The 15,434-nt window shown below is 41.1% G+C and carries 15 protein-coding genes; 11 read left to right on the forward strand and 4 right to left on the reverse strand.

Features of this window, described 5'->3' with window-relative positions; all coding sequences use genetic code 11:
• Positions 1 to 51 precede the first annotated feature (51 nt).
• Entirely contained in the window at positions 52 to 1,560 is a 1,509-nt protein-coding gene (gene atpD / locus D7Z94_RS04575) for a F0F1 ATP synthase subunit beta (RefSeq protein WP_120710327.1), read from the forward strand.
• A gap of 73 nt (positions 1,561 to 1,633) precedes the next feature.
• Positions 1,634 to 1,912, forward strand: coding sequence for a F0F1 ATP synthase subunit epsilon (locus D7Z94_RS04580; RefSeq protein ID WP_120710328.1), 279 nt, complete (start codon positions 1,634 to 1,636; stop codon positions 1,910 to 1,912).
• A gap of 64 nt (positions 1,913 to 1,976) precedes the next feature.
• Here the strand turns inward: D7Z94_RS04580 and D7Z94_RS04585 are convergent, their stop codons facing one another.
• Positions 1,977 to 2,507 carry a GNAT family N-acetyltransferase gene (locus tag D7Z94_RS04585; RefSeq protein ID WP_120710329.1) on the reverse strand — a complete coding sequence of 177 codons (531 nt, stop codon included), beginning with the start codon at positions 2,505 to 2,507 and terminating at the stop codon, positions 1,977 to 1,979.
• 35 nt (positions 2,508 to 2,542) lie between these two features.
• On the opposite strand from D7Z94_RS04585, the gene D7Z94_RS04590 reads away from it, so the two are divergent.
• From D7Z94_RS04590 to bioD, 3 genes are read left to right on the forward strand one after another with little or no spacing between them, the layout of a single operon-like run.
• A complete protein-coding gene (locus D7Z94_RS04590) occupies positions 2,543 to 3,712 on the forward strand; it encodes an aminotransferase class I/II-fold pyridoxal phosphate-dependent enzyme (protein WP_120710330.1) in 1,170 nt (389 codons plus the stop codon).
• A complete protein-coding gene (locus D7Z94_RS04595; protein WP_120710331.1) occupies positions 3,705 to 4,085 on the forward strand; it encodes a putative signal transducing protein in 381 nt (126 codons plus the stop codon). The genes D7Z94_RS04590 and D7Z94_RS04595 overlap by 8 nt, the downstream gene beginning before the upstream one ends.
• Before the next feature lie 2 nt (positions 4,086 to 4,087).
• Positions 4,088 to 4,705, forward strand: coding sequence for a dethiobiotin synthase (gene bioD, locus D7Z94_RS04600; protein WP_120710332.1), 618 nt, complete (start codon positions 4,088 to 4,090; stop codon positions 4,703 to 4,705).
• On the opposite strand, the gene D7Z94_RS04605 is transcribed toward bioD, so the two are convergent.
• On the reverse strand, positions 4,697 to 6,184 hold the full coding sequence (locus tag D7Z94_RS04605; RefSeq protein WP_120710866.1) for an ArnT family glycosyltransferase: 1,488 nt from the start codon (positions 6,182 to 6,184) through the stop codon (positions 4,697 to 4,699). The genes bioD and D7Z94_RS04605 overlap by 9 nt on opposite strands.
• 59 nt (positions 6,185 to 6,243) lie before the next feature.
• Here D7Z94_RS04605 and bioA point away from each other — a divergent pair, with 59 nt between their 5' ends.
• The 6 genes from bioA to D7Z94_RS04635 all read left to right on the forward strand — a co-directional run bounded on the left by bioA (position 6,244) and on the right by D7Z94_RS04635 (position 13,095).
• Entirely contained in the window at positions 6,244 to 7,518 is a 1,275-nt protein-coding gene (gene bioA / locus D7Z94_RS04610) for an adenosylmethionine--8-amino-7-oxononanoate transaminase (protein WP_120710333.1), read from the forward strand.
• A gap of 14 nt (positions 7,519 to 7,532) precedes the next feature.
• On the forward strand, positions 7,533 to 8,705 hold the full coding sequence (locus D7Z94_RS04615; protein WP_120710334.1) for a beta-ketoacyl synthase N-terminal-like domain-containing protein: 1,173 nt from the start codon (positions 7,533 to 7,535) through the stop codon (positions 8,703 to 8,705).
• A 63-nt stretch (positions 8,706 to 8,768) separates the two neighbouring features.
• The gene (locus D7Z94_RS04620; RefSeq protein WP_120710335.1) at positions 8,769 to 9,350 is read left to right on the forward strand and encodes a hypothetical protein; all 582 of its coding nucleotides are present in this window, start codon (positions 8,769 to 8,771) and stop codon (positions 9,348 to 9,350) included.
• Between the two features lie 4 nt (positions 9,351 to 9,354).
• Positions 9,355 to 10,797: a flotillin family protein gene (locus tag D7Z94_RS04625; RefSeq protein WP_120710336.1), complete on the forward strand. Its 1,443-nt coding sequence runs from the start codon at positions 9,355 to 9,357 to the stop codon at positions 10,795 to 10,797.
• Positions 10,798 to 11,061: 264 nt separating this feature from the next.
• Entirely contained in the window at positions 11,062 to 12,156 is a 1,095-nt protein-coding gene (gene bioB, locus D7Z94_RS04630) for a biotin synthase BioB (protein ID WP_120710337.1), read from the forward strand.
• Between the two features lie 129 nt (positions 12,157 to 12,285).
• Entirely contained in the window at positions 12,286 to 13,095 is an 810-nt protein-coding gene (locus D7Z94_RS04635; RefSeq protein WP_394347406.1) for a cupin-like domain-containing protein, read from the forward strand.
• A gap of 60 nt (positions 13,096 to 13,155) precedes the next feature.
• Here the strand turns inward: D7Z94_RS04635 and D7Z94_RS04640 are convergent, their stop codons facing one another.
• Complete coding sequence (locus D7Z94_RS04640) at positions 13,156 to 13,596, reverse strand: regulatory protein RecX (protein ID WP_317125762.1); 441 nt, start codon at positions 13,594 to 13,596, stop codon at positions 13,156 to 13,158.
• 89 nt (positions 13,597 to 13,685) lie between these two features.
• Positions 13,686 to 15,233 carry an Rne/Rng family ribonuclease gene (locus D7Z94_RS04645; protein WP_120710340.1) on the reverse strand — a complete coding sequence of 516 codons (1,548 nt, stop codon included), beginning with the start codon at positions 15,231 to 15,233 and terminating at the stop codon, positions 13,686 to 13,688.
• Between the last annotated feature and the right edge of the window lie 201 nt (positions 15,234 to 15,434).

Here is a 15,434-nt window from a genome sequence, read left to right on the forward strand (position 1 = left end):
ACATAGGCCCTGTACAGCCATCTTTAACCCTAATGCATAAACATAGAAGTAATGTCAAAAATTACAGGTAAAGTTTCCCAGATCATAGGTCCGGTAGTGGACGTTGAATTTGAATCAGGATCAGACCTTCCCAAAATTTATGATTCCTTGGAAATCGATAACAAGGACGGATCCAAACTAGTTTTGGAGGTGCAATCACACATTGGGGAAAATACGGTTAGATCCATTTCCATGGATTCTACGGATGGATTAAGTAGGGGCACTGAGGTCCTTGCTACGGGAAATGCCATTCAAATGCCCATAGGCGAGGACATTTATGGACGCTTGTTCAATGTAATAGGAGATGCTATAGATGGTATGGGAGATTTGCCCAAGGAAGGAAAGAACGGTCTGCCCATTCACCGTGAAGCACCCAAGTTTGAAGATCTTTCCACTTCCACTGAAGTTCTTTTTACTGGAATCAAGGTAATCGATTTGATCGAACCCTACGCCAAGGGAGGTAAAATTGGACTGTTCGGTGGTGCAGGGGTAGGAAAAACGGTATTGATTCAGGAATTGATTAACAATATAGCCAAAGGGCATGGCGGACTTTCTGTTTTTGCAGGGGTCGGGGAACGAACTAGGGAAGGAAATGATTTGCTTCGTGAAATGTTGGAATCTGGCATTATAAAATATGGGGATGACTTTCTACATTCCATGGAAGAAGGAGGATGGGACTTGTCCAAGGTAGATAAAAAAGCAATGAAGGAGTCCAAGGCTACCTTTGTTTTTGGTCAAATGAACGAACCTCCAGGTGCCCGAGCCCGTGTAGCTCTTTCCGGATTGACCATTGCAGAGTATTTCCGTGATGGTGCAGGGGAAGGCCAAGGAAAGGATGTGCTTTTCTTTGTTGACAATATTTTCCGATTTACCCAAGCAGGTTCTGAGGTATCCGCTCTATTGGGACGTATGCCCTCGGCAGTAGGTTACCAGCCAACTTTGGCCACGGAGATGGGGGCCATGCAGGAAAGGATCACCTCTACAAAAAGAGGTTCCATTACATCCGTACAAGCTGTTTATGTGCCTGCGGATGACTTAACAGATCCTGCTCCGGCTACGACATTTGCCCACTTGGACGCCACAACGGTATTGTCCCGTAAGATAGCGGAATTGGGAATTTATCCGGCTGTGGATCCTTTGGACTCTACCTCCAGGATTTTGACTGCTGAAATTTTGGGAAAAGAGCACTATGCTTGTGCCCAAAGGGTAAAAGAGTTATTACAGCGTTATAAGGAGCTTCAGGATATCATTGCTATCCTGGGAATGGAAGAACTTTCCGAAGAAGATAAACTGGCCGTGGGTAGGGCAAGACGTGTACAACGTTTCTTGTCACAACCGTTCCATGTAGCAGAACAGTTTACTGGCACACCTGGGGTTTTGGTAGATATAAAAGATACCATAAAAGGTTTTAATATGATTATGGACGGTGAATTGGATCACCTACCGGAGTCTGCCTTTAACCTTAAAGGAACTATAGAAGAAGCTATTGAAGCAGGTGAAAAGATGCTGGCCGAGGCTTAGAATAAGTAAGCAGTAGCTGTATGCAGTGTTTAGATACTGCCAACTGCCGCTGTCAACTGCTAACAGACAAAAGATGTATTTAGAAATCGTATCACCTGAAGCTACATTGTTCGCCGGGGAAGTTGTTTCGGTAACCGTCCCAGGCATCAACGGGGAATTCCAAATGTTGACGGATCACGCGCCTATCGTTTCATTGTTGCAACAAGGACATGTAAAGGTTGATGGCAATATAAGCATCGATGAGTCCTATCAAGATAAGTTTACCAAAGATGCCACCGGAAAAACTGTTCTTTCCATTACCAGTGGTACTGTAGAAATGAAGGACAACAAGATTATCGTTTTGGCGGATTAAGAGATTATTTCGTTTCCTTGTTTATGGACTTTACTAAATTAGCTTTCCAAAACGAAGAAAGTTTTTAGTCAAGTGAAATCAGTTGCCATTCCTGATTGACAGAATGATACCTTTTTAAATCTTTAAAACCAACCGCATAATGTGCTTTTAAGGAACGTTCGTTCTTTGTATCTACTTCTGTAATGATCGTTGGATACTCGGGGGACAATTCACTTTTCATAGTTTGATACAATTTTCGGAAAACACCCTTTTTACGATACTTCTTGTGAATGCATATTTGCCCCATCACCATATACTTATCACCTTTAGAAACCATGGTCTCGATTTCGTGGAACATCGGTCTCAAAACAGGTACGGTTTCGGCAAACATCGGATGCATACATAGGGCATAGCCAATTACTCTATTCTTGTCCTTTGCGATGATGTGGGGGCAGACCTGATGCATCTCCTTTAATTGGTCAAGGGAATGGGATACCGTTACAAAGCCCTCCCTATGCTTTTCTTCCATTGACAGGGATACAGGTAAGTTTTGCCTTTGTAGCTCTAAAATCTGAATCAATTCACCTTCTTTCGAAGTCCTTTTGTAGATGACCATGTCAAGAAGTTTTAATAAAGGTAGTAAATTTGAATATGGTCAAACTTCCTCTGAAATTAAAGGCGAAACTTTTAGAAAGAAAGGAAGAAAGCTTCATTAGAAACTTAACGGCACCTTTGGACTTGGTGGATTTTACCTCCAATGACTATTTGGGTTTTGCCGGGGACAGGACGATTTTTTCAAAGTCTTTTCAGCTCCTTAAAAAAATGGGAGCGGCATCAAATGGTGCTACGGGATCTCGTTTACTTTCCGGTAATCACAAATTGTATGCGGAATTAGAGGAAACCCTGGTAAAATTTCATGAGGTGTCCTCCGCACTGGTCTTTAGTTCTGGCTATGACGCCAATGTAGGATTTTTTAGCTCGATTCCCCAACGTGGCGATTTTGTTTTTTATGACGAACTTATTCATGCCAGTATCCGGGACGGCATTAAAATGGGTAATGCCAAAAGCTATAAGTTCAAGCATAATAATCTGGAGGATTTAAAAAGTAAATGTAATTTCAAGCGTCCACAAAGTATTAATGAGCCGCAGATTTATGTCGTTACTGAATCGGTCTTCTCTATGGACGGAGACTCCCCGGATTTGAAGAGGTTTTCAGAATTTTGTATCCAAAACGGATTTAATCTTGTTATTGATGAGGCACATGCAATAGGTGTTTTTGGAGAAATGGGCAAAGGCAAAGTTGATGAGTTGGGACTTCAAAAAGAAATATTTGCCCGCATCATTACTTTCGGTAAGGCTTTAGGTTGTCACGGTGCAGCAGTCTTAGGGAGTAGTGAACTAAAGGACTATTTGGTAAATTTTGCCCGAAGCTTTATCTATACAACCGCCTTGTCACCACATTCGGTGGCAACGATTATGGAGGCATACAATCATTTGGAATCTTCTAAAGGAGCTGATGCCAGGCAAAGACTCACCAAGAATATTGCTTATTTTAAGGATATGGTACATATGAAAGGGCTTAATTCTCTATTTATACCGAGCCATTCGGCAATTCAGTGTTGTATACTACCGGGAAATCATCAAGTGAAGTCAGTTGCCAAAAAAATACAAGATACTGGTTTTGACGTGAGACCCATTTTTTCCCCAACCGTTCCGAAAGGAAAGGAAAGGCTTCGTTTCTGTTTACATAGTTTCAACACCAGGAAGGAAATTAAGAAGTGTTTGGAAATACTATCCCATAATTTACGAGGTAATGGCTGAGAAATTTTACACGTTGGCTTCCTTTGAATTCCCTGCTGATGTTCAAGTATTGAAAGGTAAATTGGAATCGGAGGGTGTCCCTGTTTTTCTAAAAGATGAAAACACCTTGAATTCCGATCCATTGATAAGCAGTGCCATTGGTGGGGTTAGGGTTCAAGTATACAGTAGGGACAAAGAAAGGGCCAAGGCCATTTATGATGAAATTCGTTCCTATGCTTTGGATAAATATGGAAATCCTGTTATTTGTCCCAATTGTAAGGCCCAAAAATCGGAGACCTACTATGAAAGCAAAGGTCTTTTCCACAAACTCTTTCCTTTTTTTGAAAAAAGAAAGTACAAATGCCTAAATTGTGGTATGATTACAAAACCTTAAGAATGCAGAGAATATTTGTTACTGGAATATCTACCGATGTAGGAAAGACTATCGCTTCGGCCATAATTGTGGAGGCCTTAGAGGCAGATTATTGGAAACCGGTTCAGGCAGGGGAATTGGATAATACAGATAGCCACAAAATTCATCGACTTATTTCAAATACCAAAAGTGTAATTCATCAAAGCAGTTATGATTTAACGTCTCCTATGAGCCCCCATGCTGCAGCCGAAATAGATGATATCCGAATTGATAGGCAACATATCGTTGAGCCGGAAACAGATAATCATTTAATTATTGAAGGTGCAGGAGGCTTACTGGTTCCCTTAAACGAGGAAGATACAGTTTTAGATATCATAATGCCCAATTATAAGGTGGTGGTGGTTTCCCGACATTATTTGGGAAGTATCAACCATTCCCTGTTGACTATTCGTTGGTTGCAACAAAAGGGATACGAGGTTTCGGTAATTTTTAGCGGGGATGCCAATCCACATACAGAAAACATAATACTTCATAAGACGGGGGTATCCTTAATCGGCAGAATTGAAGAAGAAACCGATTTTGATAAAGAAACTATTAAAAAGTATGCCGATAAATTCCAACATATCTTGGAATCACTGTAGACGTTTAAGTACTTCCGCTTTGTCAACCGTAGCGAAAATCTCATAATGCTTCTTTAGGTAGGCATCAATATATTCGTTTTCTTCAACTTCCTTTTTGTCGAACACCAATCTATTTTTCCGTACAACAATAGTCTTAGGTTGTAATTCCTCAAGTATATACTGTAGTTCTTGCAAAGATGAGCTTCTTGGATTGTCGTAAAAAGGAAATAATTCGTCCCTGCAGATATTGCTGGGATGCGTAGCGGCTTTTGTGGGCGGTTTTACATCCAGTACCCAATAGCCTATGTGATAGCCCAGAAAAAGAATATTTTGAGTATCCATTTGATTATTGACAATGTATTGAGGTACGGTGAACCCCTCACCATTAAAGAAAGTGCCGCGTTCCATTTTGTTCCTTGCAACGGAATAGTACTCCAAATAGCTTTCTAAAGGCAACATCAATGAAAAAAAGAACAAATAGGGTCTATAATCGAATTTTTGAAATACGAGGATCTTGCCCACAACCATACTTACCAGAACTATCAGTACTGGATGTAGCTGTATTAAATAGTGACTATTGATTCTTCCACCTTTGATAAAAGAAAGTAGTATGCCTAAAATGGCAATAACCAAAATTTGGATTGTTACGGCTCTAAAGTCCAACAGCTTCTTTTTCCAGGAATAGTAGAAAAAGATGCTGATAAGAAGGAATGTAGGTGCCATCTTAAGAATGGAATACCGCCGCGCATCCGTGTATTCCAATGGCGCAAGGATAACCGATTTCCACCAAGCTTCCGGGTTGCCTGTAATAATATAGGGCAATATGGTGAGGAACACCACCATAAAAATTCCACCGGCAAATAAAAAAGAGAATTGTATTCCCCTGGGATACTCCCTTCTTTTTATATAACTATAAAGAAAGTATATCCCTAAGAGGAGCACAACATAGGCCATGTTCAATTTGGTCATGATCGTTAGCCCCATAAGGATTCCGGATAGCCCTGCCCAAAATAGTTTTTTCTGTTTTATAAGTAGGTAGAGTCCCGGCATAAAAAAGGCCATACAAATGTGCTCCGACATTACTCCTTGCAAACTTCCAAAAAGACTTTGTAGGGCAACACACAACATTGCTGCCCAAAAACCCAATTTTTTGGAACTTACCTCTTTCCCTATTTTGTAGGTAAAAAAGGCCGTAATAACCACCAATAGGGTGCCTAAGAAACGGATGGCCAAAAAACTCTTTCCAAAAGCATAGATACTACTGGCAAAAAAAAGGTAGGTGATGGGCGGTTTTAAATCCCAAAGTTCCATATAAGGTAAATAACCATCTACCCAAGATTGTCCCATAAGAATAAAGGTACTTTCGTCACGATCTATATAGTCCCTAAAGAAAAATGGGAACCGTATAAAAAACGAAGCTGCGAACAGCAAAATAAAAACAGATTTGTCTTTGAGTTTATGGTATTTAGGAGTAAGAGATGTTATAACTTTGCGCAGCATCCGTTTGGGGTTGATTCCCATCACCGCAAGATAGATAAAAAGGCGATTTATCAAATTCAATGACAGCTAAAAATCTCTCCAAAAGAGACCAGAAACACATTTGGCATCCACTGACCCAGCACAAGACCCATCCTAATACTTTAGGAATTGTAAGGGCCAAGGGAGCAATTTTGTACGATGAAAATGGCAAGGAATATATTGATGGTATTGCCTCTTGGTATACCTGTATGTATGGGCATTGCAATGACTTTATCCTGGAAAAGGTACAAAAACAGATGTCTCGGTTGGACCAAGTGGTATTTAGTGGTTTTACACATGAGCCGGCCATAGGATTATCCGAGGAACTGATTAAGATTTTACCGCGGAATCAGGAAAAATTATTCTTTTCCGATAACGGGTCCACAGCTGTTGAAATTGGGATAAAAATGGCACTGCAATACCATTTCAACAAAGGGGACAAAAGGAAGGTGCTTTTGGCTTTTGAAGAAGGGTTCCATGGGGATACCTTTGGTGCAATGTCCGTTTCCGGGCTATCCGTTTACAATGGTCCTTTTGAGGATTTTTTTATTGATGTGGAACGAATTCCGGTGCCTACAAAAGACAATATCGAGCGTATCTTGGCCTCCCTGGAAATACGGATAGGGAAACAGGATATAGCGGGCTTCATCTATGAACCACTTGTGCAGGGTGCCGCAGCAATGAAAATACATGACGCAGAGGGGTTAGACCGTATTCTTGAGCTGTTACAGCAGAATGAAGTGTTGACTATTGCAGATGAGGTCATGACAGGATTCGGGAAGACGGGAACCTTTTTTGCATCAGATCAATTGACCACTCCACCGGATATTATCTGCCTGTCCAAGGCCTTGACCGCTGGATTAATGCCCATGGCCATTACCAGTTGTTCAAGTAAGGTTTATAGCGCATTTTACAGCAATGAGATAACCAAAGGCTTATTCCATGGCCACACCTATACGGCCAACCCTTTGGCCTGTACTGCGGCTTTGGCCGGAATAGAGCTATTATGCTCAGAAGAAATCCAAAATAATATTCAACGTATCATAAAATCACATGAAGATTTTGGCCAACAAATCAAGACGCATCGTCTTGTAGCTTCTATCCGACAATGCGGTACTATTTTTGCTTTGGATTTAAATGTGCAAACGGAACGCTACGGTAATCTTAGGGACAGACTCTTCCAATATTTTATGGATAAAGGTGTATTTTTGCGTCCTCTCGGAAACACTATTTACATTTTGGCGCCTTACGTTATTTTGGATGAACAGTTGGAAAAGGTTTATAGTACTATAAAAAGTGCTCTGGATAGTATTTGAATTCCCTTAAAGCTATGCCAGAACAACAGATTACCATAACTGCAATTTCTTCCATTTCTTCATTGGGAAAATCAACCGACGATGTCTGGGATAGTTACCGGAAGGAGAAACATCTTTTTGAAAAAAGAAGTTTGGGCAATCATGACGACTGGATGGCTCCACTATCACAAAAAGCAAAGCGCGCCATTAATCTCCTAAGAAGTTCCGATGCTAAATACGAAAACCTGGATGATACCGTGCTGTATGCCTTGTATGCTTCTAGACAAGCCATAAAAAAAGCTGGATGGAAACAAGGAGATGACTTTGGTATTAATATAGGGTCTTCCCGTGGCGCAACGACACTTTTTGAAAAGTATCATGAGAACTTTAGGGAAACCGGCAAAGTTTCCCCACTTTCCTCACCAACAACAACTTTGGGTAATATTTCCTCTTGGATAGCACACGATCTAAAAACGAAGGGCCCCGAAATTTCACATTCCATTACATGTTCCACCGCCTTACATGCAGTGTTGAACGGGATGGCCTGGATCAATAGTGGTATGGCCGATAGGTTTTTGGTAGGAGGCAGTGAAGCTCCCCTCACAGCATTTACCTTGGCCCAAATGAAGGCCTTAAAAATATATGCCAATGGCCAAGCAACCACAGGGCATACTTTTTACCCTTGTAGAGCTTTGGATATGGAGAAAAGGAAAAATTCAATGGTATTGGGCGAAGGAGCCTCTATTGCTTGTTTGGAAAAAGGGGTTCGTCATAATTCATTGGCAGTTATTGAAGGCATCGGATATGCTACGGAACCTTTGGAGCATTATGTTTCCATTTCAAGTGATGCTCATTGTTTTCAGCGATCTATGGAAATGGCTTTAAATGATTTAGCCCCAGAATACGTTGACGTAATCGTGATGCATACACCTGGAACAATTAAGGGAGATTTGTCGGAATATAAAGCTATTAAGAAGGTTTTTTGTAACAAAACACCTTTTTTAACTACCAATAAATGGATAGTAGGCCACACTTTTGGAGCTTCAGGCATGTTGAGTATCGAAATGGCCATATTAATGTTGCAACATCAAGAAGTTATAAGAGTACCCTTCGCCGAAGATTTCAAGATACCTTCAAAGATTCGAAAAGTAATGGTTAATTCTGTCGGATTTGGAGGAAATGCAGTAAGTATTTTACTTTCAATTTGAGATACCTCCCTAATTTTGAAAAAGGTACTATCTTATAATTCTTAACAAGAAAACTAAAAATATATGGAAGAATGGTTTACAGCTCTGACTTTATTTGAAAAAATTTATTGGGTCGTTGCCCTCATCGCTTCGGCAATTTTAACTATCCTCCTTATTCTTACTTTGTTGGGCGGTGATACTGAAGATATGGATGCTGGCGATGTGGATGCCGATGTAGAAGGTGATTATGGTATTGGGTTCCAATTCTTATCTTTTAAAAATTTGATGGGCTTTTTGACCATTTTCGGTTGGTCTGGAATCGCTTGTCTTGATGAAGGTTTGTCTAAAGGGCTTACTGTTTTAATTTCGGTAATCTGCGGATTATTGATGATGCTTGCCATGGCCTCACTCTTTTATTATCTGGGAAAACTACAGAGCAGCGGAACCTTGAGGTTGAAAAGTGCTTTAAACCAAGTTGGTGAAGTATATCTGACCATCGGTGCCGGTCGCTCCAAAATTGGCAAGGTAAGTATTACCGTTCAGGGTACTTTACGAGAATTGGAGGCACTTACCGATGAGGAAAAAGATCTCGTTTTAGGTAACGTCGTACGTGTTAAGGCTATCACGGAAAACGGTTTGCTAATTGTTGAACTATTAAATAAATAACCATATGCTTCTATTACCGTTACAATTGGGAGGTAGTGCCTCTTTATTAGCTATTGGCTTTGCCATCCTGTTCTTTTTTATAATTATCATCTCCTTCATCCGAAGGTATAAACGCTGTCCGTCTGATCGTATCCTTGTCGTTTACGGAAAAGTGGGCGGCGGCAGTTCGGCCAAGTGTATTCATGGTGGTGCCGCATTTATCTGGCCGGTTATCCAGGACTATCAGTTTTTGGATTTAACTCCGATTTCGATCGAAGTGAGTTTGGTAAATGCATTGAGTAAACAGAATATTCGTGTTAATGTACCCTCACGTTTTACCATTGGTATTTCTACCGAGCCTGGAATTATGCAGAATGCCGCCGAACGTCTTTTGGGCCTTGGCCAAAATGAAATTCAGGAATTGGCCCAGGAAATTATCTTTGGACAATTGCGTTTGGTCGTAGCTTCAATGGATATTGAAGAGATTAACTCGGATAGAGATAAATTCTTGACCAACATTTCACAAAGTGTAGAGTCGGAATTAAAGAAAGTCGGGCTTAAATTAATTAATGTAAATATTACCGACATTGTTGATGAATCCGGTTATATTGAAGCATTGGGTAAAGAAGCTGCGGCCCATGCCATAAATGCAGCTCGTAAGTCGGTAGCGGAAAAGAATAGGGATGGATCCATTGGTGAAGCCAATGCCCTGCAAGATGAGCGTACTCAGGTGGCCGCTGCAAATGCCCAGGCCGTTGAAGGAGAGAATATAGCTAAAATAGATGTGGCCAATTCCGATTCGTTACGACGGCAGCGTGAGGCAGAAGCCGAGCGCACGGCCATAGCCGCTGAAAAGGTACAGTCGGCCAAGGCATTGGAAGAATCTTATGCGGCTGAAAAGGATGCAGAAATAGCAAGGGCCGAGCGCGAACGCTCTTCACAGATTGCAGATATCGTCGTACCTGCTGAAATTGATAAAAAGAAAGTCGAGATTGATGCTGAGGCCGAAGCGGAGAAGATACGTCGGCAAGCCCGTGGAGAAGCGGATGCTATTTTGTTTAAGGCACAGGCAGAAGCTCAAGGGCTTTTTGAAGTATTGACCAAACAAGCACAAGGTTTGGATGAAATAGTAAAGGCCGCTGGTAACGATCCAAAGGATGCAGTACTCTTATTAATAGCGGATAAACTTCCAGAATTGGTCAAAACCCAGGCCGAGGCGATAAAGAATATTAAAATCGATAAGGTTACTGTATGGGACTCGGGGGCCAAGACTACCGATGGTAAAGGCTCAACAGCTAATTTCATTTCTGGTATGTACAAGTCCGTACCTCCATTGCAAGAGATGTTTAATATGGCTGGTATGCAGCTTCCCGAATATTTAAAGGGAAAAGCCGTGGATAACGAAGAAGTTTCCCCTGAAACAGAGAAGAATACAAAGCCAAAAAAAGACCCCAAGGATACGGAATAAATATTAGGATTTACCTGGACTAGGTCGTGAAATTGGTATAGCTCTAGGAAAGACCTCAAAAGTTAGAAAATATCACTTTTTAATAGAAAACCTTTGGGTTAAGCATGTTGTTGCCTTGGTTATCATGAGTATGGTATACAACTTAAATTCTTTGAATAAGGGATGACCAAAAACAAACAAATATCATATTTTAGCCAATGCTGATGTTGTTCCTTAGCGGCTTATTTTAATTAGTTAATTTTGATTCAGATATAATTCAATGTTATGAACAATACTAGACATGACTGGACCAAGGAAGAAATTCTAAATATATACAACAAACCACTAATGGAATTGCTGTATGAAGCGGCAACCGTACATAGAAAACATCACGACCCCAATACAGTGCAAGTTTCCACTTTATTGTCGATTAAAACGGGCGGATGTTCTGAGGATTGTGGGTATTGTCCACAAGCGGCTAGATACCATACGGATATTGAGAAGAATGATCTTATGTCGGTTTCCCATGTTAAAGCACAGGCATTGCGGGCAAAGGAATCTGGAAGCTCAAGGGTTTGCATGGGAGCCGCGTGGCGAAATGTAAAGGACGGTCCTGAATTTGATCAAGTGCTGGAAATGGTGCGTACCATCAACAAATTGGATATGGAAGTCTGCTGTACTTTGGGGATGCTCACGGAAAATCAAGCCAAGCGCTTAGCTGAAGCCGGACTTTATGCCTACAACCATAATTTAGATACTTCGGAAGATTACTATAAAGACGTTATCTCAACACGTGCCTTTGAAGACCGTTTAGAGACTATAGATAATGTTAGAAAAAGTAATGTCACGGTTTGTAGTGGAGGTATTATTGGTATGGGGGAAAAATTGGAGGATCGTGCGGGGATGCTCGTTGCATTGTCTTCTTTGAACCCTCAGCCGGAATCCGTACCGATTAATACACTGGTAGCTGTGGAAGGGACTCCTATGGAGGATATTGAACCAGTGGCCATTTGGGATATGGTACGTATGGTGGCCACCACGCGAATTGTAATGCCCGAGACTCAAGTGCGACTTTCGGCAGGCCGTACCCAAATGAGTAGGGAAGGGCAGGCACTTTGTTTCTTTGCCGGGGCCAATTCAATTTTTGCCGGGGATAAACTCTTGACCACACCAAACCCGGATGTAAACGAGGATATGGAAATGTTCGCCTTGCTTGGACTCAACAGTCAGAAACCCTTCGAAAAGCATGATCAACCAGAGACCGTTGAGGCATCGGATTCAGCACTACAGGGCTTGGGCGAAAAGCCTAAATGGACACGTCCCGGACATACTATTGAACGCAATGAAGCTGCAAAAGCGAAGTCGAAAATTGTCCAGTAGTCTCTTAATCAAAGGTTAATTTTAGGAAAGCATTTTGTAAGGTTTTTTACCTTTGATGTTTAAATAACCTGAATACCGTTGGAATTAAAGGACATCCCCAGAGCTAAAACTCTTACCAAAAAAGAGTTTATGGAAACCTATTTTAAACCCCAAAAACCGGTTGTCATTGAGGAATGTACACTTGGCTGGCCCGCGTATTCCAAATGGAACCTGGAGTATATGCGGAAAGTTGCAAGGAATAAGATAGTTCCTTTATATGATGACAGGCCCGTGCATCACAAAGACGGATTTAACGAACCGCATGCACGGATGAATATGTCGGATTATATCGACTTATTGAAAACAACACCTACGAAGTACCGCATTTTTCTTTGGAATATCCTAAAGGAGATTCCTGAACTTCAAGATGACTTCGATTACCCCGATTTAGGTCTTCGGTTCATGAAAGGTCTGCCCATGCTTTTTTTTGGTGGAAAGGATTCCCATACCTTTATGCATTATGATATAGATTTGGCCAATATCTTCCATTTTCACTTTGAAGGTCAAAAGGACTGTATCCTTTTTTCAAGGAAGGAAACCAAGTATCTTTATAAAATTCCACATTCCTTGATTACGCACGAAAGTATTGATTTTTCCAATCCAGATTTTGAAAAATGGCCGGCCTTGAAACATGCAACGGGTTATAGAACAAGTTTAAACCATGGCGAAGTGCTTTATATGCCTGAGGGATACTGGCATTACATGAAATATCTTACCCCGGGATTTTCTATGAGCCTAAGGGCCATGGCGCGTAACCCCAGGAATGTTACCCGGGCCATATACAACATCCTTATAATGCGGCATTATGATGGCCTAATGCGCAAGCTTAAAGGTCAAAAGTGGATAGATTGGAAGAATGAAGAAGCCATTCATGAGACTAACAAGCGTATTCGGGCATGAGCTCCGATGCATTTTTTGAATACGGTTAAACTTCGGTTGAATGAATTCTCGGCCAAATTGTTAAAGGTGATGTTCTTTTAATAAGGTTTGGATCTTATCATAAACAAGATGATTCTCCCAACCTCGATAGAGCAGATAATCTGCCAGTTTTCTGCGCTTTTCCTGAAGACTTTTTCCGGTCAACTGTTCTACTCTTTTGTTTGCTAAGGTATCCAAGGTTTTTTTATAGTCCTCCTCATCAATTTCCTGGAGTGCCGTTTGTATATTATACTTGGAAATATTGCGCAGTTTCAGCTCTTTTAGGATACGGTTTCGTCCCCATTTTTTTATGCTAAACTTTCCTCGGGCAAAGCTTTTCGCAAAACGTTCCTCATTGAGGTAGTTCTCCAAGATTAAGTGAGCCATAATTTGATCTATGACCTCGGGAATCATATGCATTTCTTTTAATTTGGATACCACCTCTTTATGACAGCGCTCCTGATAGGCACAATAGCGCTCCATTTTTTTAGTAGCTTCAGAGAGGGTATGGGTAAAAAACATTTGACAAAAATAGCAAACAAAAAAAGCGACCCCAATTTGGGGTCGCTTTTTTAATAAATGGTTTTGCCGTCTTTATTTTTAAAACGATATTCTAGATACGTATAAGCATCTCTCGGTTGTATTTTTATCCACTTTTTGTGTTCCAAGAACCACTTGGAACGGATGGATGGAAAACCTTTGGAAAGGTATGCCGCAATGAATGGATGAATATTCAGCGTAATGCTGTTATCCTTTGCCGGCCCTTTCAGGAGTTTTTCCAAATCGGAATTTATCCGGTCTATCAAAACTATCGGAGCTTCAACCTCTTGACCGTTGCCATTGGGATTTTCCTCGGTAGTCTTGATATTCATTTCCGGCCTTACGCGTTGCCGTGTTATTTGGACAAGACCAAATTTACTAGGAGGCAAAATCTTATGCTTGGCCCGGTCGTCCTTCATTTCATCTCTTAGATGGTCAAAAAGCTTGCGTCTATGCGGTGCCTTTACCATATCAATGAAGTCTACCACAATTATGCCGCCCATATCTCGCAAACGTAGTTGTCTTGCAATTTCCGAAGCGGCCAGAAGGTTTACCTCCAAGGCCGTATCCTCCTGATTTTTGGCTTTGTTGGATCGGTTGCCACTGTTCACGTCAATGACGTGCAAAGCTTCCGTATGCTCTATGATCAGATAAGCTCCTTTACTCATAGAGGCCGTTCTGCCAAAGGAAGTTTTAATTTGCCGTTCTATTCCAAATTTTTCGAAAATAGGAACGGACGAATTATAGAGCTTTACAATGGATTCCTTTCCTGATGCAATTTCCTGTACGTAATCCTGAATTTGTCCGTAGAGCGTTTCGTCATCAACATGGATTCCTGTAAAGGAATCATTGAAAACATCCCGCAGTATACTTGAGGCCCTATTGAGTTCCACCAATACTTTTGAGGGTGTTCGCGCTCTGTACAATTTTTTACACATTGCTGACCACTTGTTCAGCAAGTTTTCTAAATCTTTGTCCAGCTCTGCCACTTTTTTGCCTTCTGCCACTGTGCGGATTATGACCCCGAAACCTTTGGGCTTAATGCTCTTTACAAGTCTCTTAAGCCTATCTTTTTCCTCGTTGCTCCCTATCTTTTGAGAGACGGAAACACGATCGGAGAAAGGAACCATTACCAGATATCGCCCGGCTATGGAAAGTTCGGAACTTATCCTTGGGCCTTTGGTAGAAATAGGCTCCTTAACAATTTGCACCAACAAGGATTGATTGGCTTTGATAACATCGTTTATGCTACCATGTTTATCAATGTCTTTTTCAAATGGAAAGTTTTTCAAGGAGTAGTCCCTTAGTTTTCCAGTGCTTACCTTTTTGATAAACTTTAGCATGGAAGAGAGCTGTGGGCCCAGGTCATGGTAGTGCAAAAACGCATCCTTTTCATAACCTACATTTACAAATGCAGCATTGAGGCCGGTTACGGGCTTACGCACCTTGGCTAAAAAGATGTCTCCAACGGAAAAATCGTTGTTGTCCTCTTCTTTGTGCAATTCGGTGAGCTTTCCATCCTTTAACAGGGCAAAATCGACGGCATCGGAACTAGATCTTACGATTAATTCTCTATTCACCTGATTTTATTTATAGCACATCCTTACAAAATAGCGGATATGCTGATTGAACAATTATTAAAACAGGTTGTACAAACCCGTCGAAATTCTTTTGGGAATTTCTATGTCAATGAACGTATTAAAATGAAAAAGTAGTCGCAAAAACTACTTTTTCTTATGTCGGTTTGCTCTCCTCCGCTTTTTGCGTTTATGGGTAGCAAC

Origin of the sequence: Ulvibacterium marinum (genome assembly GCF_003626755.1) — a bacterium.
Taxonomy (GTDB): Bacteria; Bacteroidota; Bacteroidia; order Flavobacteriales; family Flavobacteriaceae; genus Ulvibacterium; species Ulvibacterium marinum.

What these genes read in the sequence shown, in the direction of transcription:
- atpD (WP_120710327.1), top strand. Translation starts at nt 52, where the DNA reads ATGTCAAAAATTACAGGTAAAGTTTCCCAGATCATAGGTCCGGTAGTG.
- D7Z94_RS04580 (WP_120710328.1), top strand. Translation starts at nt 1,634, where the DNA reads ATGTATTTAGAAATCGTATCACCTGAAGCTACATTGTTCGCCGGGGAA.
- D7Z94_RS04585 (WP_120710329.1), bottom strand. Translation starts at nt 2,507, where the DNA reads ATGGTCATCTACAAAAGGACTTCGAAAGAAGGTGAATTGATTCAGATT.
- D7Z94_RS04590 (WP_120710330.1), top strand. Translation starts at nt 2,543, where the DNA reads ATGGTCAAACTTCCTCTGAAATTAAAGGCGAAACTTTTAGAAAGAAAG.
- D7Z94_RS04595 (WP_120710331.1), top strand. Translation starts at nt 3,705, where the DNA reads ATGGCTGAGAAATTTTACACGTTGGCTTCCTTTGAATTCCCTGCTGAT.
- bioD (WP_120710332.1), top strand. Translation starts at nt 4,088, where the DNA reads ATGCAGAGAATATTTGTTACTGGAATATCTACCGATGTAGGAAAGACT.
- D7Z94_RS04605 (WP_120710866.1), bottom strand. Translation starts at nt 6,184, where the DNA reads ATGCTGCGCAAAGTTATAACATCTCTTACTCCTAAATACCATAAACTC.
- bioA (WP_120710333.1), top strand. Translation starts at nt 6,244, where the DNA reads ATGACAGCTAAAAATCTCTCCAAAAGAGACCAGAAACACATTTGGCAT.
- D7Z94_RS04615 (WP_120710334.1), top strand. Translation starts at nt 7,533, where the DNA reads ATGCCAGAACAACAGATTACCATAACTGCAATTTCTTCCATTTCTTCA.
- D7Z94_RS04620 (WP_120710335.1), top strand. Translation starts at nt 8,769, where the DNA reads ATGGAAGAATGGTTTACAGCTCTGACTTTATTTGAAAAAATTTATTGG.
- D7Z94_RS04625 (WP_120710336.1), top strand. Translation starts at nt 9,355, where the DNA reads ATGCTTCTATTACCGTTACAATTGGGAGGTAGTGCCTCTTTATTAGCT.
- bioB (WP_120710337.1), top strand. Translation starts at nt 11,062, where the DNA reads ATGAACAATACTAGACATGACTGGACCAAGGAAGAAATTCTAAATATA.
- D7Z94_RS04635 (WP_394347406.1), top strand. Translation starts at nt 12,286, where the DNA reads ATGGAAACCTATTTTAAACCCCAAAAACCGGTTGTCATTGAGGAATGT.
- D7Z94_RS04640 (WP_317125762.1), bottom strand. Translation starts at nt 13,596, where the DNA reads ATGGAGCGCTATTGTGCCTATCAGGAGCGCTGTCATAAAGAGGTGGTA.